The 20,140-nt window shown below is 48.6% G+C and carries 15 protein-coding genes and 1 other annotated feature; of the genes, 14 read left to right on the top strand and 1 reads right to left on the bottom strand.

Translation table 11 applies throughout. The annotated features are described in order from the left end of the window. The first annotated feature begins 132 nt into the window (after positions 1-132). The 14 genes from V1498_RS14745 to pyrE all read left to right on the top strand — a co-directional run bounded on the left by V1498_RS14745 (position 133) and on the right by pyrE (position 17,474). Entirely contained in the window at positions 133-906 is a 774-nt protein-coding gene (locus V1498_RS14745) for an RNA-binding protein (RefSeq protein ID WP_409294447.1), read from the top strand. A 92-nt stretch (positions 907-998) separates the two neighbouring features. Next, on the top strand, positions 999-1,499 hold the full coding sequence (locus V1498_RS14740) for a DivIVA domain-containing protein (RefSeq protein WP_409292146.1): 501 nt from the start codon (positions 999-1,001) through the stop codon (positions 1,497-1,499). Between the two features lie 63 nt (positions 1,500-1,562). Next, positions 1,563-1,787: a binding site (T-box leader), on the top strand. Between the two features lie 105 nt (positions 1,788-1,892). After that, entirely contained in the window at positions 1,893-4,658 is a 2,766-nt protein-coding gene (gene ileS / locus V1498_RS14735) for an isoleucine--tRNA ligase (protein WP_409294446.1), read from the top strand. A 406-nt stretch (positions 4,659-5,064) separates the two neighbouring features. Next, positions 5,065-5,535: a signal peptidase II gene (gene lspA, locus V1498_RS14730; protein ID WP_409294445.1), complete on the top strand. Its 471-nt coding sequence runs from the start codon at positions 5,065-5,067 to the stop codon at positions 5,533-5,535. Continuing rightward, positions 5,528-6,436, top strand: a complete 909-nt coding sequence (locus V1498_RS14725) for an RluA family pseudouridine synthase (RefSeq protein WP_409294444.1) — start codon at positions 5,528-5,530, stop codon at positions 6,434-6,436. The genes lspA and V1498_RS14725 overlap by 8 nt, the downstream gene beginning before the upstream one ends. A gap of 224 nt (positions 6,437-6,660) precedes the next feature. Continuing rightward, entirely contained in the window at positions 6,661-7,200 is a 540-nt protein-coding gene (pyrR, locus tag V1498_RS14720) for a bifunctional pyr operon transcriptional regulator/uracil phosphoribosyltransferase PyrR (protein WP_409294443.1), read from the top strand. Between the two features lie 159 nt (positions 7,201-7,359). After that, a complete protein-coding gene (locus V1498_RS14715) occupies positions 7,360-8,670 on the top strand; it encodes a solute carrier family 23 protein (protein WP_409294442.1) in 1,311 nt (436 codons plus the stop codon). Positions 8,671-8,855: 185 nt separating this feature from the next. Next, a complete protein-coding gene (locus tag V1498_RS14710; protein WP_409294441.1) occupies positions 8,856-10,151 on the top strand; it encodes a dihydroorotase in 1,296 nt (431 codons plus the stop codon). Then, positions 10,148-11,242, top strand: a complete 1,095-nt coding sequence (locus V1498_RS14705; protein WP_409294440.1) for a carbamoyl phosphate synthase small subunit — start codon at positions 10,148-10,150, stop codon at positions 11,240-11,242. Before V1498_RS14710 ends, V1498_RS14705 begins: the two co-directional genes overlap by 4 nt. Continuing rightward, positions 11,235-14,447 carry a carbamoyl-phosphate synthase large subunit gene (gene carB, locus V1498_RS14700; protein WP_409294439.1) on the top strand — a complete coding sequence of 1,071 codons (3,213 nt, stop codon included), beginning with the start codon at positions 11,235-11,237 and terminating at the stop codon, positions 14,445-14,447. The genes V1498_RS14705 and carB overlap by 8 nt, the downstream gene beginning before the upstream one ends. Next, entirely contained in the window at positions 14,444-15,220 is a 777-nt protein-coding gene (locus V1498_RS14695; RefSeq protein WP_409294438.1) for a dihydroorotate dehydrogenase electron transfer subunit, read from the top strand. Before carB ends, V1498_RS14695 begins: the two co-directional genes overlap by 4 nt. Then, positions 15,217-16,158: a dihydroorotate dehydrogenase gene (locus V1498_RS14690; protein ID WP_409294437.1), complete on the top strand. Its 942-nt coding sequence runs from the start codon at positions 15,217-15,219 to the stop codon at positions 16,156-16,158. Before V1498_RS14695 ends, V1498_RS14690 begins: the two co-directional genes overlap by 4 nt. Beyond that, on the top strand, positions 16,130-16,861 hold the full coding sequence (gene pyrF, locus V1498_RS14685; protein WP_409294436.1) for an orotidine-5'-phosphate decarboxylase: 732 nt from the start codon (positions 16,130-16,132) through the stop codon (positions 16,859-16,861). The genes V1498_RS14690 and pyrF overlap by 29 nt, the downstream gene beginning before the upstream one ends. Further along, positions 16,842-17,474 carry an orotate phosphoribosyltransferase gene (gene pyrE, locus V1498_RS14680; RefSeq protein WP_409294435.1) on the top strand — a complete coding sequence of 211 codons (633 nt, stop codon included), beginning with the start codon at positions 16,842-16,844 and terminating at the stop codon, positions 17,472-17,474. The genes pyrF and pyrE overlap by 20 nt, the downstream gene beginning before the upstream one ends. 432 nt (positions 17,475-17,906) lie before the next feature. Here pyrE and V1498_RS14675 read toward each other — a convergent pair whose 3' ends face one another. Next, positions 17,907-19,625 carry an NFACT family protein gene (locus V1498_RS14675; RefSeq protein WP_409294434.1) on the bottom strand — a complete coding sequence of 573 codons (1,719 nt, stop codon included), beginning with the start codon at positions 19,623-19,625 and terminating at the stop codon, positions 17,907-17,909. Positions 19,626-20,140: the final 515 nt, after the last annotated feature.

Here is a 20,140-nt window from a genome sequence, read left to right as displayed (position 1 = left end):
TTGTTTACCAGTTGATTGCAGGGAAGAGGCTCCACTTGGAGACCTCGCAGTATGCACCAAGAACGAATATCATCCGTCTTATTTAACAGAGCTCTATGATGAAGGAAATGTTTTCACTAAGGAGAGTCAGCAATGAGCATATATCAGCATTTTCGTCCGGAAGAGAGAGAACTTATCGATTTATTTACAGGATGGCTTTCGCAGACATCAAGTCAGTATGCCCCTAAGCTTACCGACTTCCTCGATCCGAGAGAGCTGTTCATCCTTGAGACCCTGGCGGCCAGGGAGGAAGATGTGGAAGTATCAAGCTTTGGCGGAAGAGAGGGAGCAGAAAGGAAGAGGGCGCTCATATACCCTTCCTATTTCACTCCTGAAGAGAAAGACTATGGTATTTCACTGTTCGAGGTATCCTACCCGAAAAAATTCATAACCATTGAGCATCGCCAAGTGCTTGGCAGCTTGATGTCGCTTGGCATAAAACGTGAAAAATTTGGAGATATCCTCGCTTCAGGAGATGTTATTCAATTTCTCGCAGCCGAGGAAATAGAATCCTATCTGACGGCAAATCTTGATAAAGTCGGCAAGGCCTCCATATCTCTTGAAAAAATTCCTTTTTCGCAGATTGTTGAAACCAGGGAGGAGTGGGAGGAGGTCGCCATAACGGTGAGTTCAATGAGACTTGACGCGCTGCTTTCCTCGCTGACCAGGCTCTCACGTCAGAAGGCTCAGTCATTAATTGAACAGAAAAAGGTTAAAGTGAACTGGAAAAGTGCTGAGCAGCCTTCTTATGAAATCAGGGAGGAAGATGTGATCTCTGCAAGGGGCTTTGGCCGTTATAAAATTTTGTCGGTGGAAGGGCGTACCAAAAAAGAAAAATGGAGGGTGACCGCAGGCCGGCAAAAATAATTCAGCGAGCTTAGAAGGGTTTACAAAAAGCCTGTCGAAACATAGTATAGTATATATATATTCTAGAATATAAAACCGCTGGAGGTGCGAGAATGCCTTTAACCCCATTAGATATACATAATAAGGAATTTAGCAAAGGTTTCCGTGGATATGATGAGGATGAAGTTAACGAGTTTTTAGATCAGATTATTAAAGATTATGAGATAATCCTGCGCGAAAAGAAGGAAATGGAAGAAAGGCACGAGGTCCTTCAGGAAAGGCTTGGACATTTCGCCAATATTGAAGAAACACTCAATAAGTCCATCGTCATTGCACAGGAGGCAGGCGAGGAAGTAAAGCGCAATGCCCAGAAGGAAGCAAAGCTCATCATGAAGGAAGCCGAGAAGAATGCAGACCGCATTGTGAATGAAGCCTTATCCAAGGCAAGAAAAATTGCTCTCGATATCGAAGATCTTAAGAAGCAGTCCAAGATCATCCGCACAAGGTTCAAAATGCTGATTGAAGCACAGCTTGACCTACTAGGTACAGATGACTGGGATCAGCTTATGCAGTACGAAATTGATGCCAGCGACCTGGAGCTCAGCAAAGAATAAGTCTCCTTCCCTTGACTAGCGCCTTCTTTATCGAATATAATTTCATAACAAATGATTTTTTATATGATTACGATGACAGGGACAGTATATTTCTAATTGCTCCATTAAGCGAGCCGGGGATGGTGGAAGCCGGGCATGGGCAGGAAATAGAAGATCACCCTTGAGTGCCGAATTGAACCTGTAGCAGCAGTAAATAAGGCGTATCATTCACGTTACGAATGCTTAAGAGGACAGATATCTGTCTATTAGGGTGGTACCGCGGGAAACTCAAGCCTTCTCGTCCCTTTTTGGGGACGGGAAGGCTTTTTTTATTTTTACAGCTAAATCTGCCGGGCCGCGGCTGTCGAGACTTTCGCGGCATTATGCATGCAGTTTGAAATGGAGGAAACAGTAATGGAGTATAAAGATACACTCTTGATGCCAAAAACCGATTTTCCAATGAGGGGAAATCTTCCAAACCGGGAACCTGAAATTCAGGCGCGATGGAAGGAACAGGACATATATAAGCAGGTGCAGGAACGCACAAAGGACAGGCCGATGTATGTTCTGCATGATGGACCTCCCTATGCGAACGGAGACATCCATATGGGGCATGCCCTCAATAAGATCTTGAAGGATGTCATTGTCCGCTATAAATCCATGTCAGGTTTTAATGCCCCTTATGTTCCTGGCTGGGATACGCATGGCCTTCCAATCGAGACAGCCTTGACTAAAAAAGGCGTAAAGAGAAAACAAATGACAGTCGCAGAATTCCGCAGGCTTTGTGAGGAATATGCCTATGAACAGATCGACAGCCAGCGTCAGCAATTCAAGCGTCTGGGCGTCAGGGGAGACTGGGAAAATCCTTATATCACCCTTAAGCCAGAATATGAAGCCCAGCAGATCAAAGTCTTTGGTGAGATGGCAAAAAAAGGATATATCTATAAAGGCAAAAAGCCTGTCTATTGGTCTCCATCAAGTGAATCTGCACTTGCCGAAGCTGAAATCGAATATTATGACAAGCGCTCCGCTTCCATTTATGTTGGCTTTCCAGTCAAGGAAGGGAGAGGAATCCTTGAAGAAGGCACAGAGATTGTCATCTGGACGACCACACCATGGACCATTCCAGCAAATCTCGGAATTTCGGTACACCCTGACCTCGAATATAGTGTAGTGGCTGTGGATGGGAAGAAATTTGTTGTGGCAGAAGAGCTGCGTGAATCTGTTGCAGAGACAGTCGGCTGGGAAAGCCCTGTTGTTGAAAAGAAAGTAAGGGGTGCGGATCTCGAACATATCCTCGCTTCTCATCCTTTATACGACCGTGATTCACTAGTTATGCTTGGGGAACATGTCACCGTCGATGCCGGTACCGGATGCGTCCATACCGCCCCCGGCCACGGTGAGGATGATTTTATCGTCGGCCAGAAATACAATCTGGAAGTGCTGTGCCCTGTGGATGAAAAAGGGGTCATGACAAGCGAAGCGCCAGGGTTTGAGGGCTTGTTTTATGATGAAGCCAATAAGCCGGTCACACAGGCCCTAGAAGAAGCCGGAGCACTGTTGAAGCTTGACTTCTTCACCCATTCCTACCCGCATGACTGGAGAACGAAAAAGCCGGTCATCTTCCGGGCAACGGCTCAATGGTTCGCATCCATCAAGGATTTCCGTGACGATCTGTTAAAAGGGATCGAAGAAACTGAGTGGGTTCCGGCATGGGGAGAGACGAGGCTGTATAATATGGTCCGCGACCGCGGGGACTGGTGTATTTCCCGCCAGCGTGCCTGGGGTGTTCCAATCCCGGTATTTTATGCTGAAAACGGAGATCCGGTCATCACGGATCAGACAATTGATCATGTGTCCAGCTTATTCCGTGAGCACGGCTCGAACATCTGGTTTGAAAAAGAAGCAGCAGAGCTTCTGCCAGAAGGCTTTACACACCCTGGCAGCCCGAACGGGAAATTTACAAAAGAAACAGATATCATGGATGTCTGGTTTGATTCCGGTTCCTCGCATCAGGCTGTACTTGAAGAGCGTGATGATCTGAAGCGTCCTGCTGATCTGTATCTTGAAGGATCGGACCAATACAGGGGCTGGTTCAACTCTTCCCTTTCCACCTCGGTCGCTGTAACAGGCAAGCCGCCTTACAAGGGAGTTTTAAGCCATGGATTTGTCCTTGATGGCGAAGGGCGGAAGATGAGTAAGTCACTCGGAAACATCATGGTTCCGGCCAAGGTCATGAACCAGCTTGGGGCTGATATCCTGAGGCTGTGGGTCGTTTCTGTCGATTACCAGTCAGATGTCCGGGTTTCCGATGCAATTCTAAAGCAGGTGGCGGAAGTCTACAGGAAAATCCGCAATACGTTCAGATTCCTTCTTGGAAACCTGGCGGACTTCACTCCTTCCAAGGATTCGGTTTCATACGAAAACCTTCGGGAAGTGGATCAGTTCATGCTCGTGAAGCTGAATAAATTGATCAAACAAGTCAAACAATCCTATGAAAACTATGAATTCGCCGGCATTTACCATGCTGTGAACAATTTCTGTACGCTTGATTTAAGTGCTTTCTATCTGGATTATGCAAAGGACATCCTATATTGCGAAGCCAGGGAAAGTGCAGATCGCCGTGCCATCCAGACAGTCCTTTATGAAGCGCTGGCTGCCCTAGCCAAGCTTGTGTCGCCAATCCTTTCCCATACGGCAGATGAAGTTTGGGCTTACGTGCCGGAAGCAGAAGGGAACAGTGTACAGCTGACAGACATGCCCCTTGAGAAGGAGCTTCCGAATGCAGCGGCAATCGAGAAAAAGTGGAACGCATTCATGAAGCTGCGTAACGATGTTCTAAAGGCACTGGAATCGGCCAGGAATGAAAAGGTCATCGGCAAGTCCCTGAATGCAAAGGTCTCCATGTATGTAAATGACGAGGCAGAAAGCCTGCTTCACAGCATCGAGGAGAACTTCAATCAGCTGTTCATCGTATCTTCCTTCAAGGTAGCAGGCGGCCTGGCAGAGGCTCCGGAAAACGCACTGAAGTTCGACAACTCAGCTGTTGTTGTGGAAAAAGCGGAAGGCGGTACATGTGAACGCTGCTGGAATGTCAGTGAGGAAGTAGGCACAGTCGCTGATCACCCGACTCTTTGCAGCCGATGTGCTGAGGTTATAGAAGAAAATTATCGCGCATAATACTGAAGCTCCCTGGCAGCATGTCAGGGAGCTTTTTTCTGTGGAAAAGGGCCCGAGCTGCATGGATTAAAAAAGTTCCTGCAGCTGGGTGCGGACATCATGCATCTTCCTGGCATAATTGGTGTGTCTTGCTCCGCTCCACCGCCTTATTGTGTTAGTTTCTGCTCTTCTCTATGTTCTTTTCCATGCATGGGTTGTGAGTAGAAAACTCATGTTGTTTTATTGTAACCATGGCAAAGATCGGCAGCTATTTTACAGAAGGACATTCTGTAATCCGGGGCTTCCAGGAGAGTGAAATCATGTTTCTGGTACTGCCCGTTCCGTGACTGCGATTGTTTTATGTTTTGCTGATATGCTAAAATGCATAAGTACAGAAAAAAGAGCATAGAGAAGCGGGGGAAAAAGTTTGGGCTATTTCATTGTGGCGTTGTTCGTAATTGCGCTGGATCAATTTACAAAATGGCTTATCGTTAAAAACCTTGAATTGGGAGAAAGTATAGAGGTCATCAGCCAATTTTTTTATATAACTTCCCACAGAAACAGAGGAGCAGCCTGGGGAGTCCTGCAGGGACAGATGTGGTTCTTTTATATTATTACGTTAGTCGTAGTGGCCGGACTCATTTATTATATAGTGAAGCATGCCAAAAACAATGTGCTTCTTGGCGTTTCCTTGGGATTGATGCTTGGCGGTGCAGTCGGAAATTTTATTGACCGTATATGGCGCAAGGAAGTTGTGGACTTTATCCATGTATACATAGTGGACTATAGCTTCCCCGTGTTCAATATAGCAGATTCTGCCCTTTGCATAGGAGTGATCATGCTGATTATTTATATGCTGATAGAAGAGAAAGCAGCGAAGGAGAAAGAGAATGCATAGTATAACCATCCAGGAAGAACAGAAGAATGAAAGAATTGATAAAGTCATCTCCACCATGAATGAGGACTGGTCAAGAACCCAGGCGCAGGGCTGGATTAAAGAAGGGCATGTTCTTGTGAACGGAAAGCCCGTCAAGACCAATTATAAATGCAGCATCGGGGACAAAGTAGAGGTCGTCATACCGGAAGTGCAGGAGCTCGATGCAGAGGCTGAACCAATGGATCTTGACATTTATTATGAAGATGGCGATGTGCTGGTTGTCAATAAGCCAAAAGGAATGGTAGTCCACCCGGCTCCCGGGCATGTATCGGGTACACTTGTGAATGGCCTGATGGCACATTGCACAGATCTGTCGGGAATCAACGGTGTCATGAGGCCGGGGATTGTCCACAGGATCGATAAGGACACATCCGGCCTGCTTATGGTTGCCAAAAATGACATGGCCCATGAAAGCCTGGTCCAGCAGCTGGTTGACAAGACCGTAACTAGAAGATATAAAGCCATTGTCCATGGCGTGATTCCCCATGATCACGGGACGATCGACGCACCCATCGGCAGGGATAAGAAGGACCGGCAGAGCATGACAGTGACGGATGAGAATTCCAAGCATGCTGTCACTCATTTCAATGTGATTGAACGATTCAAGGACTTTACCCTTGTTGAATGTCAGCTTGAGACGGGAAGAACCCACCAGATCAGGGTTCATATGAAATATATCGGCTATCCGCTTGCAGGTGACCCTAAGTACGGCCCGAGAAAGACACTGGATATCGGCGGACAGGCCCTGCACGCCGAAGTGCTCGGTTTTATTCATCCGAGGACGAAGGAGTATCTGGAGTTCTCGGCTCCTGCTCCGGCCGAGTTCGATGACCTGCTCAACAAACTTCGACAAAATGATTGACAGCCGAACTATTTAGTATTAGTATAAGGCTAACATTATAAGAACCTTTAACACAGTCCCGTGAGGCTGAGAAGGAAACGGACAGCATGCCGCCACCAGGCATGCCTTCAGACGGAATCCTTCTGCCCCCTTGCGGCTGGAGGATTTTTTTATGCTGGCGCACTGCCATTACAAAGCCGGCATTCTTCTCAGGAGGGTAATTTTAAAAAGAGCAGGTGATTCACTTGAAGGAAAAAGCGACCGTCCTTGATGAGCAGGCGATACGCCGTGCCCTGACCAGGATAGCCCATGAAATCATAGAAAAGAACAAGGGAATTGAAGATTGTGTGTTAGTTGGCATCCGCACGAGGGGAATCTATATTGCCAAAAGGCTTGCCGAACGTATACAGCAGATCGAAGGCAGGGAAATCGCTGTCGGTGATATCGATATCACCCTTTACCGGGATGATCTTACCACTAAGAGCGAAAACGGAGAGCCGTTAGTGAAGGGCTCGAATCTGCCCCTCGAAATCTCCGGCCGGAAAGTTGTGCTGGTAGATGATGTTCTGTTTACCGGCAGAACGGTCAGGGCAGCCCTTGATGCATTGATAGACATTGGCAGGCCGTCTCAGATACAGCTTGCCGTTCTGATTGACAGGGGTCACCGCGAGCTGCCGATACGGGCTGACTTTGTGGGGAAAAATGTTCCCACATCCCAGGCTGAAAAGATTTCGGTGAAATTGGCCGAAGTAGACGGCCTCGACGGGGTGACCATACAGGAATAAAAGAGAATACCAACCTTTAAGTGCAGTTCCGCGAGGCTGACAAGGATGGATCCGGCAGGTATTAATTTGCAGGGGAAATGCTCTGCTATGCATGCTTGTGATCCGCCTTATTAGACCTCTTTCAATGAAAAAGAGGTTTTTTTATAGGGGGAAACAACAATGGAAAACAAAAGAAACGCAGTTTTAGATGTACACGAAGTCCCATCGCCGGGACAATGGATCACGCTCAGCCTTCAGCATTTATTTGCGATGTTCGGGGCAACGGTCCTTGTGCCCTTCCTGGTCGGACTGAGTCCGGCAGTAGCCCTGATATCAAGCGGGCTGGCCACACTAGCCTACCTGCTGGTGACAAGAGGGCAGATTCCTGCTTATCTTGGTTCTTCCTTCGCCTTCATATCTCCAATAGCCGCTGCCAAGACGCTGGGCGGCCCTGAATCCGCCATGCTTGGCTGTTTCGCAGCCGGCCTGATTTATGGTATTGTCGCACTCATCATCAAGAAGGCAGGTATGAACTGGCTCATGAGGATACTTCCGCCAATCGTTGTCGGACCTGTCATTATGGTCATCGGCCTTTCGCTGGCAGGCACTGCCGTCGGGATGGCGATGTATGAAAATCCCGGTGCGCCTGCACCTGAACTGATCTACAGCTCAAAACACCTGGCAGTGGCGCTGATCACTCTTGCTGCCACAATCATTTTCAATATGTTTGGCCGGGGATTCATCGGAGTGATTCCAATCCTTCTCGGCATCATTACGGGTTACATTGCAGCAAGTGTTGCCGGTATTGTGGACTATGGCCCAATAGCAGATGCCGGCTGGTTTGAGGCTCCTGAGTTCCTGATTCCTTTCGCCACATATACGCCTGTGTTTTCCTGGCAGGTTATCTTCATTATGGCGCCTGTAGCGCTTGTGACTTTGTCAGAGCATATTGGGCACCAGATGGTGCTCAGCAATGTTGTCGGCCGTGACTTCCTGAAAAAGCCGGGTCTTCACCGCTCGATTACAGGTGACGGAGTGGGGATCATCATCGGTTCATTCATCGGCGGACCGCCGATCACCTCTTATGGCGAGAACATCGGGGTGCTGGCGATAACAAGGGCATTCAGCGTGTTTGTCATCGGCGGGGCGGCAGTCCTGGCAGTGGCATTCGGCTTCATCGGCAAGGTGTCAGCTGTCCTGCACTCCATCCCGCAGGCTGTAATGGGCGGCATTTCCATCCTGTTATTCGGAATTATCGCCTCAAGCGGACTCCGGATGCTCATCGATCATAGAGTCGACTTTGAAAATAAGCGCAATTTAATCATCGCTTCTGTCATCCTGGTCATCGGGATCGGCGGAGCATTCGTTAAACTTTCAGATGAAGTTTCTTTATCAGGAATGGCGCTTGCAGCCATCGTCGGAGTGCTGCTCAACCTGATTCTTCCCGGCCGGCCTGAAGCGGAGGCGGTTCCGGAAGCTGATTCTAAATAAGATACACCTTTTAAAAGAAGTCCAGAGAGGCTTATAAGGGTGTAAAACATGAACGGTCGCCATGCAGGCCTTTTTCCGAAAAAAATGGAGGGAGGCAGCAGGGAACCCTTATGTTTTCACACCCTGGGATAGGATTGCCAGGGTGTTTTTTTATAAAAAAATTTAAAACAGGAGGCTGATGCAGTATGGCAGCAATCATAAAAGGCGCATTTATACTTGATGAATCGGGAAATAAGGAAACGGCCGACATTTTGATAGAGGATGGCAGAATAGCAGCGATCGGCAAAAACCTTGAGAAATCGGGCTGTGAAATGATTGATGGCAGCGGGCTGCTGGCAGCGCCCGGCTTGGTAGATCTGCATGTGCACCTCCGGGAGCCCGGCGGTGAAAAGAAGGAAACAATTGAGACAGGGACCCTGGCTGCGGCAAGAGGCGGGTTTACGACAGTCGCGGCCATGCCGAATACGAGGCCTGTTCCCGATTCAAAGGAACAGATGGAATGGCTGATGAGGCGGATTGAAGAAACGGCTCATGTAAGGGTGCTCCCATACGCTTCCATAACAGTACGGGAGCTTGGCAGTGAGCTTACCAGTTTCAGAGAATTAAAAGAAGCAGGGGCATTTGCCTTTACCGACGACGGAGTCGGGGTCCAGTCGGCTGCCATGATGCTTCAAGCCATGAAGCTTGCTGCAGAGGAAAACATGCCGATTGTAGCTCACTGTGAAGAAAACACGTTAATAAATAAAGGTTCTGTACATGAAGGAGCTTTCTCAAATGAAAATAATCTGAAGGGAATTCCTTCCGTGTGTGAATCTGTACATATTGCACGCGATGTGCTGCTCGCTGAGGCTGCCGGCTGCCATTATCATGTATGCCATATCAGCACCAAGGAGTCCGTGAGGGTCGTGAGAGATGCGAAAAGGGCAGGGATCCGGGTGACTGCCGAGGTGACTCCGCATCATCTCCTGCTGTGCGAGGAAGATATACCAGGACTTGACGCCAATTTTAAAATGAACCCGCCGCTCCGCAGCAAAGCAGATCAGCAGGCCCTGATCGAGGGTCTCCTGGACGGGACGATAGACTTTATCGCCACCGACCATGCACCCCACACAGAAGCAGAGAAAGCCGAAGGAATGGAATTGGCTCCCTTTGGCATAGTGGGACTGGAGACAGCGTTCCCGCTCCTTTATACGCACTTCGTAAAATATGGGGAGCTTTCCCTGAAGCAGCTCGTGGATTTCCTGACAGTCAAACCGGCAGAAAGCTTCGGACTTCCATATGGTGAGCTGAAGGCGGGGGCTGCGGCCGATATCGTACTGATCGATTTAGAAACAGAACAGGAAATCAATCCGGATGATTTTTTATCAAAAGGGAAGAACACGCCATTTAAGGAGTGGAGATGCTCTGGATGGCCGGTGATCACCCTCGTGGAAGGCCGTATTGTCTGGGAAAATAAAACAGAAGGAAGTGTCAGGGCATGAAAAGAAAGCTGATATTAGAGGATGGAACTATATTCATTGGAGATGCTTTCGGGGCAGAAGCCGAAACAACAGGTGAAATTGTCTTCAATACAGGGATGACGGGATATCAGGAAATTCTTTCAGATCCATCTTACTGCGGCCAAATTGTCACCCTCACCTATCCGCTGGTTGGAAACTATGGAATCAACCGCGACGACTTCGAATCAATCAATCCGGCGATTCATGGATTCATAGTCAAGGAAGCCGCTGACTTTCCCTCCAACTGGAGAAGCCAGATGAGCCTGGATGAATTCTTTAAGATGAAAAATATTCCGGGAATCTCAGGAATTGATACCCGCAAGCTGACCCGGATCATCCGGAAGTCTGGAACGCTCAAAGGAACCTTCTGTGGGGCAGATAAGGATGAAGAAGCGGTGCTTGCCGGACTGCGGGCGTCCGTCCTTCCATCAGACCAGGTTAAACGGGTATCCACCAAGTCTCCCTATCCAAGTCCGGGAAGAAGCTGCAGGGTCATCGTAGTCGACTTTGGGATGAAGCATGGCATTCTCAGGGAGCTCAATAAGCGTGATTGTGATGTTGTGGTGGTTCCCTATAATGTGACGGCTGCTGAAATTTTATCCTTGAGGCCGGATGGAATCATGCTGACGAACGGACCTGGGGATCCAAAGGACGTACCAGAGGCACTCTCGATGATAAGGGGCGTCCAGGGGCGAGTGCCGCTTTTTGGCATATGTCTCGGCCATCAGCTGTTTGCCCTGGCAAATGGAGCTGATACAGAAAAGATGAAATTTGGACACAGAGGATCCAATCATCCAGTCAAGGACCTGGCAACAGGACGGGTTGCCATCACATCCCAGAATCACGGATATACAGTGGATCCTGAATCCATCCGGTCAACGGAACTAGAAATTACGCACACAGCGGTCAATGATGGGACAGTGGAGGGCTTGAAACACAAGCGGCATTCCGCTTTTACGGTACAGTACCACCCGGAGGCATCGCCCGGACCAGAGGATGCGGGCGGTCTGTTCGACCAGTTTATTTCAATGATAGAAGCTGCGAAAGAGGAAGGGGAAAAAGTTTATGCCTAAACGTACAGACATCAACAGCATCCTTGTAATCGGGTCTGGGCCGATCATCATCGGACAGGCTGCAGAGTTTGATTATGCCGGAACACAGGCCTGCATTGCCCTGAAAGAAGAGGGCTACAGAGTGATTCTGATCAACTCCAATCCAGCCACCATAATGACCGATACAGAAATTGCCGATGCGGTGTATATAGAACCCCTGACACTTGAGTTTGTGAGCGGCATTATCAGGAAGGAAAGGCCGGATGCCCTGCTGCCGACGCTCGGCGGACAGACTGGCCTCAACCTTGCCGTGGAGCTGCATAAATCCGGGGTCCTGGCAGAATGCGGCGTAGAGATTCTTGGAACGAAGCTTGCTGCAATCGAGCAGGCTGAAGACCGGGACTTATTCAGGACACTTATGAATGAACTGGGTGAGCCTGTACCGGACAGCGACATCATCCACACACTGGAAGAAGCGCACGCCTTTGTAGACAGAATCGGATTCCCGATTATCGTCCGTCCGGCTTTTACGCTTGGTGGAACCGGCGGCGGAATCTGTTCCGACGCTGAGGAGCTGAATGAAATTGTGGCGGGCGGCCTGAAGCATAGCCCAGTTGGTCAATGCCTCATTGAAAAGAGCATCGCCGGCTTCAAAGAAATAGAGTATGAAGTGATGCGTGACTCGAATGACAATGCCATCGTAGTCTGCAATATGGAGAACTTCGATCCCGTCGGAGTCCATACAGGTGATTCCATAGTAGCAGCACCAAGCCAGACACTGAGTGACCGGGAATATCAGATGCTCCGCAATACTTCCCTGAAAATCATCCGTGCCTTAAAAATAGAAGGCGGCTGCAATGTACAGCTTGCCCTAGATCCTGACAGCTTTGATTACTTCGTGATCGAGGTCAACCCGCGTGTAAGCCGGTCTTCAGCGCTTGCCTCAAAGGCAACCGGCTATCCAATTGCCAAGCTTGCGGCTAAGATTTCTGTCGGATTGACACTGGATGAAATGCTGAATCCAGTTACCGGCAAGAGCTACGCAAGCTTTGAACCTGCGCTGGATTACGTTGTTACGAAGATTCCGAGATGGCCGTTCGATAAATTTGAATCAGCAAACCGCCGTCTCGGCACCCAGATGAAGGCAACGGGTGAAGTAATGGCGATAGGCAGGACCTTTGAAGAATCCATCCTTAAGGCAGTGAGGTCCCTTGAGACTGGCCAGCATCATCTGGAACTGAAAGGTGCCTCAGGGATGGACAGCGCCCTGATTGAAAAAAGGATCCGCAAGGCAGGGGATGAAAGGATTTTCTTCATCGCTGAAGCACTCAGAAGAGGAGTGGCGGTCGAAACGCTGCACAGCTGGAGCAAAATCGATCTTTTCTTCCTTAGAAAGCTTGAGAATATCATAAAGTTTGAGAGTACTCTGAGAATGCATAAATTTGATGCTGAAACTGCAAGGAAAGCAAAGCGAATGGGCTTTTCAGACTGCGCCATCGCAAGCCTCTGGGATGCGGCCGAGAAAGATGTCTACAATTGGCGCAAGGGAGCAGGCCTGATTCCTGTATATAAAATGGTAGACACATGTGCAGCCGAGTTTGAATCTGAAACTCCGTATTTTTATGGAACATATGAGGAAGAAAACGAATCCATAGTATCCGAACGCAAAAGCGTGCTCGTGCTTGGCTCCGGTCCAATCCGGATCGGCCAGGGAGTGGAATTCGACTATGCGACGGTCCATTCTGTCTGGGCAATCAAACAGGCAGGCTATGAAGCAATCATTGTAAACAATAATCCTGAGACGGTCTCCACGGACTTCAGCATCTCTGACAAACTATACTTTGAACCGCTGACCCTGGAGGATGTTATGAGTATCATTGACCTCGAGAAGCCTGAAGGTGTTATCGTCCAATTTGGCGGCCAGACTGCCATCAACCTGGCAGCAGGGCTTGCTGAGCGGAATGTCCGGATCCTTGGAACTTCGCTTGAGAACTTGGACCGCGCAGAAAACCGGGATAAATTTGAGCAGGCATTGAATGAACTGGATATTCCGCAGCCAAAAGGAAAGACAGCATTCACGGCCGGGGAGGCAGCAGTGATCGCAGGAGAAATCGGTTATCCGGTACTCGTGCGCCCCTCTTATGTCCTTGGCGGCCGGGCCATGGAAATCGTTTATAAAGAAAAAGAACTTCTTCAATATATGGAGCATGCGGTCAATATTAATCCGGAGCATCCTGTCCTGATCGACCGGTATCTGACAGGAAAGGAAATTGAAGTGGATGCGGTATCTGACGGACGAGATGTGCTGATTCCAGGAATCATGGAGCATATTGAAAGAGCCGGTGTGCATTCAGGAGACTCCATAGCCGTGTACCCGCCTCAAAGTCTGGACGCGGGCATCAAAAAGCAGATTGCAGATTATACAGCAAGGCTTGCCAGAGGTTTGAATATTATCGGCCTTTTGAATATCCAATACGTAGTGGCTGATAATGAAGTGTTTGTGCTTGAGGTGAATCCCCGTTCAAGCAGGACCATACCGTTCCTCAGCAAGATCACGAATATCCCGATGGCCAATATAGCAACAAGGGTCATCCTCGGTGAAAGCCTGAACAGCCTAGGCTATGGAAGCGGCCTGGTAAAAGAAAAAGAAGGCGTCTTTGTGAAAGTGCCGGTATTCTCCTTTGCCAAACTGAGGGGAGTGGATATCACACTCGGGCCTGAAATGAAGTCTACAGGCGAAGTTATGGGGAAGGACTGCACCCTCGAGAAGGCATTATATAAAGGTCTGATTGCCTCAGGTATAAAGATACAAAACCATGGGACTGTCCTCTTCACTGTCGCAGAAAAAGATAAAGAGGAAGCGGCGGCACTGGCACGAAGATTCCATAACCTCGGATTCAAGCTCCTTGCGACAGAGGGAACAGCTGCATACTTCAATGGAGCAGGCATCCCTGCAAGTGTGACAGGAAAAATCGGAAGCAGCGGACAGACCCTGCTGGATGTGATCCGCGGCGGCGAAGCGCAGTTTGTTATCAACACACTGACAAAAGGAAAAGAACCGCTGCGTGACGGTTTCAGAATCAGAAGGGAATCCGTCGAAAATGGCGTGGCCTGCCTCACATCATTGGACACAGCGAGAGCAATCCTAAGAGTCATAGAATCTATGTCTTTCTCAGCGGAAGCTATGCAAGGCACTGAAAAAGCGCTTGAGGTGAGCTATACATGATCAGGAACGAACAGCTTAAAGTGGTTAAGCAGCGGGAAATCGCAGGCAATATATATGAATTGACGCTGCAAGGGAAAATGGCAGGTTTCATGGAGAAGCCCGGGCAGTTCGTCCATATCAAGGTATCCGATGGAATGACGCCTCTCCTGCGCAGGCCCATCAGCATTTCCTCGATTGATAGGGAAAACAGCTGTTTCACCATGATATACAGAAGTGAAGGAAGCGGCACCGTGCTGCTTTCAAGGAAACAGGAACAGGAAACAGTGGATGTGCTGGGTCCTCTCGGCAATGGCTTTCCGGATGAGGCTGTGTCTGGTGAGACGGCTGTTCTTGTGGGGGGAGGCATCGGGGTCCCGCCGCTGTATGAGCTCTCAAGGAGACTGAAATCAAAAGGAGTAAGAGTCATCCATGTTTTAGGATTTGCCACCAAGGATGCTGTATTTTATGAAGACGAATTCAGCAGGCTTGGTGAAACGTTCATTACCACGGATGATGGGACGTATGGAATCAAAGGGCTGGTTACAGATGTTTTAAAAGGTCTTGAAGATCAGACAGACATCATCTTTTCATGCGGCCCGACACCCATGCTAAAAGCACTGGAACGTCAATTCGGCCACAAAAGACTGTATCTCTCCCTTGAAGAAAGAATGGGCTGCGGCATTGGCGCATGTTTTGCCTGTGTCTGCCATACAGCAGATGATCCGGAAGGTGTTTCCTATAAAAAAGTGTGCAGTGACGGACCGGTGTTCCGGTCAGGGGAGGTTGTGCTATGAACCGGTTAAGTGTTGAACTGCCTGGTTTGAAATTGAAAAATCCGGTCATGCCAGCTTCCGGATGCTTCGGATTTGGCCGTGAATTCAGCGGACTATATGATTTGAATCAGCTTGGAGCCATCATGATCAAAGCGGCAACTCTGGATGCTAGATTCGGCAATCCCACCCCCCGGGTGGCGGAAACCTCTGCGGGGATGCTGAATGCCATCGGACTGCAGAATCCGGGAGTGGAACGCATATGTACGGAAGAACTGCCATGGCTCCAGCAATTCGACGTACCGGTTATTGCCAATGTAGCAGGATCTGCTGAAGAAGATTATGTGGCAGTCGCAAAGCAGATATCAAAAGCCCCGAATGTCCATGCACTGGAGCTTAATATTTCCTGCCCGAATGTAAAAGAAGGGGGGATTGCCTTTGGCACGGTGCCTGATGTTGCAGGAAACCTTACCAAGAAAGTAAAAGAGGTTTCAGAGGTTCCTGTTTATGTGAAGCTTTCTCCTAATGTGTCCAATATAGTGGAAATGGCAAAAGCCGTGGAAGAAGCAGGCGCTGACGGTCTGACCATGATCAACACCCTCCTCGGTATGAGGATCGATTTGAAAACCGGGAAACCCGTTCTTGCCAATAAATCAGGCGGCCTCTCCGGCCCTGCGATCAAACCGGTGGCCATCAGGATGATTCATGAAGTGTCCCAGGCAGTCTCCATTCCTATCATCGGAATGGGCGGGATATTCCAGGCTGAGGATGTTATCGAATATTTTTATGCAGGAGCAAGTGCGGTTGCAATAGGGACGGCGAATTTCACTGATCCATTTATATGTCCAAAAATCATTGAAGAACTCCCAATCCTTATGGACCGCCTGGGAATAGAACATATTTCAGATTGCAGGGGAAGGAGCTGGAAAGAGGATGCAATTTTTGCCGGTCATCGCGCTTGATTTTCCTAGTAGGGAAAAAATCGACTCCTTCCTCGGTGGATTCGGGGCTGAAAAGCTGTTTGTGAAGGTGGGGATGGAGCTTTATTACCAGAACGGCCCCAGAATATTAGATGATATTAAAAGCCGCGGACACCAGATTTTCCTGGACATCAAGCTCCATGATATTCCGAATACCGTTAAGGGGGCCATGAAGGGCCTGGCTGCTCTTGAGGTGGATATGGTCAATGTCCATGCCGCAGGAGGCAGCAGCATGATGGAGCATGCATTGGAAGGACTTGTTGCGGGTACAGCGGCGGGCAGGACAAGGCCGATTTGCATTGCGGTGACACAGCTGACAAGCACGTCAGAAGTTCTAATGCAGTCCGAGCAGCTCATTGCAGTGAGCCTGAATGAATCCGTGCAGCATTATGCTGCCCTGGCACATAGGGCAGGCTTGGATGGTGTGGTTTGTTCCCCGCATGAAGCAGGAAAAATCCACCGGCTGCTCGGTGATTCATTCCTGACAGTCACACCGGGAATCCGCATGCCCGGCGGCCCGTCCCATGATCAAAAAAGGGTGGCGACACCGGAAGAAGCGAGACTGACCGGTACAAATGCCATTGTTGTGGGCAGGGCCATCACACAGGCAGACAATCCATTTGAAGCATATAAAGCGGTCAAGGCTGCATGGGAGGGAACGAAATATGAAACATCAAATCGCTGAAAAACTGCTGGACATTCAGGCTGTCTATTTACAGCCAAACGATCCATTTACATGGTCATCCGGCATCAAATCACCCATTTACTGTGACAACCGCCTGACCCTTTCCTACCCGGAAGTCAGGCGTGAAATAGCCAGGGGACTGGCAGGTCTGATCAAAGAGAAATTCCCGGATGCCGAAATCATCGCTGGAACAGCCACTGCAGGCATCCCGCATGCTGCCTGGGTCAGCGATGTGCTGGATCTTCCAATGTGCTATGTAAGATCGAAAGCGAAGGAACATGGAAAAGGGAAGCAGATAGAAGGCAAAGCTGCAATGGGCCAAAAAGTAGTAGTCATCGAGGATCTCATTTCAACCGGCGGAAGCGTCATTACAGCAGTCAAAGCACTGCGCGAGGCAGGATGCGAAGTTCTGGGAGCCGCAGCGATCTTTAATTACGAGCTGGAGAAAGGGAGGAAACAGCTTGAAGAAGCAAACATCCAGGCTGTCTCGCTCAGCACTTACTCTGCCTTGATTGAAGTGGCCCGCAAGAAGGAAGTGATTGCCGAAGCAGATGTCGCCAGGCTGTCCGAGTGGAGGAAGAACCCTGAGGATGGGGCATGGGTCAACGCCTGATACAATGTGATATAAACGGAAATGGCGTGTGTTTGCGGACACACGTCCTTTTTGTATAAAGAATAACCATCTGATGATTCATATGTTAGAGGTGGTTAAATTGTTTGGTGAGAAACCAAAGTGTTCCTTTTGCCATAAAGAAATCAAGGGCAAGGAAGTGGTATATGCAAAAATGCGCTATCCAGCCTTTAAAGGAATGACGGAAAGGAATCTTTTTTAAATAGTGAAGGAAGGTTTATCTTCGAGGGATGCTATGGACAAAAATAAAGGGAAGGATGCAGAGATTTATCAGGCCGCAACTGGAGCATTGAGGGTACAGACTAAGAAAAAATGCCAATTTGAAGCGCATGCGCGGATAGACAGTGAAAATTGCTTTAAAGAAAGCAGACCCTGATTGCTTTGACGGGTCTGCATGTTAATGTTTTGTGCTGGTCAGCGGGATTGTCCCCTCAGGGCAATGACTTTATCGGCATCAGGAGTGACAAAGAGTGTCTGCTGATTATCGTAGATGACAAAACCGGGCTTAGAGCCGTTTGGTTTTTTCACATGGCGGACTGCCGTATAATCAACCGGGACAGAGCCTGATGCCTTGGCTTTGCTGAAATAGGCGGCAAGGGAAGCAGCCTCCAGAAGCGTCTCTTCAGATGGAGCTGTGTTTCTGATTACCACATGCGACCCTGGGATATCCTTGGTATGCAGCCAGATATCATCGCGGCGGGAGAACTTATTGGTTAAATAATCGTTCTGCTTATTATTTTTGCCGACAAATATCTCATCTCCATCGGACGAAAGATATCTTTCAAGCTGCGGCTTTTGATTGGCCTTGTTCTTCGACCCCTTTTTTGCCCTGGCCTTCAAATAGTCGCCTTCCTGCAGTTCCTCCCGGATCTCTGCAATATCCTTTGGTGAGGCAAAATCGAGCTGCTGAAGCAGACTGTCAAAATAAGAGATTTCATCCCGGGCAATCTCAATCTGCTCTTTTATAAAGGCAACGGAATTTCTGGCCTTTTGATATTTTGAATAGTATTTCTGGGCATTTTCAGAAGGAGTTTTCTGCGGATCCAGTTCAATTGTGACTGTACCGCCTTCTTCATCATAATAATTAATCACTTCGATCTCCTTCATGCCCTTTTCCATTGCATAAAGATTTGCGGTTATCAATTCCCCGTACAGCTGGAAGTCCTTCGCTTTTTCGCTGTCGGTCAGGGATGCTTCAAGCTTGATGATCTTTTTTTCGTTTTTCTTTTTTTCATTTGCTATAAAGCGTTCCAGGTCGTGGGCCTGCTGCTTCACCTGGTCCCGTTCAGCCTTGCTGAAATAGAAGCGGTCGAGAAGGTCTGACAGGCTTCCGAAGGTCTGGCGGCTCCCCTTGATATGTTCAAGCGGCAGGAAGTAAAAGAATTCCTTTCCCTCTGAGGTGATAAAAACCGGCTCATACTCCCTGTTTTTCACCCTTGCCGCAAGATCTGTGAATGCCTTTGGCAGAGTGGTGCGGTTTGCGAGGCCTGCCTGGAAGACCGCCTCCCTTGCAAATAGAGGCGAAATGCCGCTGAAGGCCTGCAGAAGCTGCTTGTCCAGTTTTCCTTCATTGAAATTGATCCTTTTCAGGACATCCTCATCAGAGGCAGTTAAAGGATTCATTTTATCCTGTTCCGGCGGTGCTATATATTCGCTGCCAGGCAGGATGGTCCGGTAGCTGTTTACCGCCATCCCGACATGCTTGATGCTGTCGAGGATCATATTCCGGTCCTTGTCGACTAAGATAATATTGCTGTGCCGGCCCATGATTTCCACGATCAATTTCTTCTGTGAAATATCACCGATTTCATTTCTCCCCTTCACCTCAAACACCAGGATCCGGTCGGTCCCGACCTGGTAAAGGTCTTCCAGGATGAAGCCTTCCAGATGCTTTCTCAAAAGCATGCAGAACATAGGCGGCTCAGAAGGGTTCTCATAGCTCTCGCCCGTCAGCTGAACCCTGGCATAGCTTGGATGGGCTGATAACAGGATTTTATGGTTCTTCCCGCCTGCCCTTACAATCATGATAATTTCATTCCTTGAAGGCTGATGGATTTTATTAATCCGGCCTCCTTTGACCTGCGATACAATTTCCTCGCTGATCGCTTTAGTAAATAATCCATCGAAAGACATTTGTAAACACCCTTTACTAAAAAACATAATATCTATCTAATATCCGTTCCAGGACGATGTTCCGGATAAAATTCCTCTAAAATTATATTTTAACCTAAATGTGGGGATGATAGCTTGTTTTGGGACTGGTTTTTCAACATATTTTTGATGTGGTTTGAATGCTAATCTTTCATCATCAGCCAATTACGCATTATTAGCGGTGCTGCAAAGTTCCAGCCGTTTTTGTCTCGAAAGCATTTGAAATATTGCCATTATGCAGGGATGGGGCCGCGGTTGAAGTGGCAGAGCCGACTTAGGGTTGCCCGATCCGTTGGTTTTTGTGTTTTACTTGCGGAAGCGGGGATTTTACTTGCGGGAAATGAAAAATACTTGCGGAACCGGATACCCCACCTCCTTTAATATAAACTGCCAGCGCACTATACTCGCTAAAGTTAAAAATACCCGCCAAACCCATCCAATGACCATCCTCTGCTTTTATAGTCATGTATTCAATTTGAATTGAATATGCTTGAGGA

The organism is Paraperibacillus marinus (assembly GCF_046237605.1).
Classification (GTDB): Bacteria; Bacillota; Bacilli; order Bacillales; family DSM-1321; genus Paraperibacillus; species Paraperibacillus marinus.
Note: the sequence above shows the minus strand (reverse complement) of the source record. Positions and strands in the feature narration are given on the sequence as shown.

Bases quoted from the DNA above. Each gene is read 5' to 3' on its own strand.
- V1498_RS14745 (WP_409294447.1), top strand. From the start codon at position 133: ATGAGCATATATCAGCATTTTCGTCCGGAAGAGAGAGAACTTATCGAT.
- V1498_RS14740 (WP_409292146.1), top strand. From the start codon at position 999: ATGCCTTTAACCCCATTAGATATACATAATAAGGAATTTAGCAAAGGT.
- ileS (WP_409294446.1), top strand. From the start codon at position 1,893: ATGGAGTATAAAGATACACTCTTGATGCCAAAAACCGATTTTCCAATG.
- V1498_RS14725 (WP_409294444.1), top strand. From the start codon at position 5,528: ATGCATAGTATAACCATCCAGGAAGAACAGAAGAATGAAAGAATTGAT.
- V1498_RS14715 (WP_409294442.1), top strand. From the start codon at position 7,360: ATGGAAAACAAAAGAAACGCAGTTTTAGATGTACACGAAGTCCCATCG.
- V1498_RS14710 (WP_409294441.1), top strand. From the start codon at position 8,856: ATGGCAGCAATCATAAAAGGCGCATTTATACTTGATGAATCGGGAAAT.
- V1498_RS14705 (WP_409294440.1), top strand. From the start codon at position 10,148: ATGAAAAGAAAGCTGATATTAGAGGATGGAACTATATTCATTGGAGAT.
- carB (WP_409294439.1), top strand. From the start codon at position 11,235: ATGCCTAAACGTACAGACATCAACAGCATCCTTGTAATCGGGTCTGGG.
- V1498_RS14695 (WP_409294438.1), top strand. From the start codon at position 14,444: ATGATCAGGAACGAACAGCTTAAAGTGGTTAAGCAGCGGGAAATCGCA.
- V1498_RS14690 (WP_409294437.1), top strand. From the start codon at position 15,217: ATGAACCGGTTAAGTGTTGAACTGCCTGGTTTGAAATTGAAAAATCCG.
- pyrF (WP_409294436.1), top strand. From the start codon at position 16,130: ATGCAATTTTTGCCGGTCATCGCGCTTGATTTTCCTAGTAGGGAAAAA.
- pyrE (WP_409294435.1), top strand. From the start codon at position 16,842: ATGAAACATCAAATCGCTGAAAAACTGCTGGACATTCAGGCTGTCTAT.
- V1498_RS14675 (WP_409294434.1), bottom strand. From the start codon at position 19,625: ATGTCTTTCGATGGATTATTTACTAAAGCGATCAGCGAGGAAATTGTA.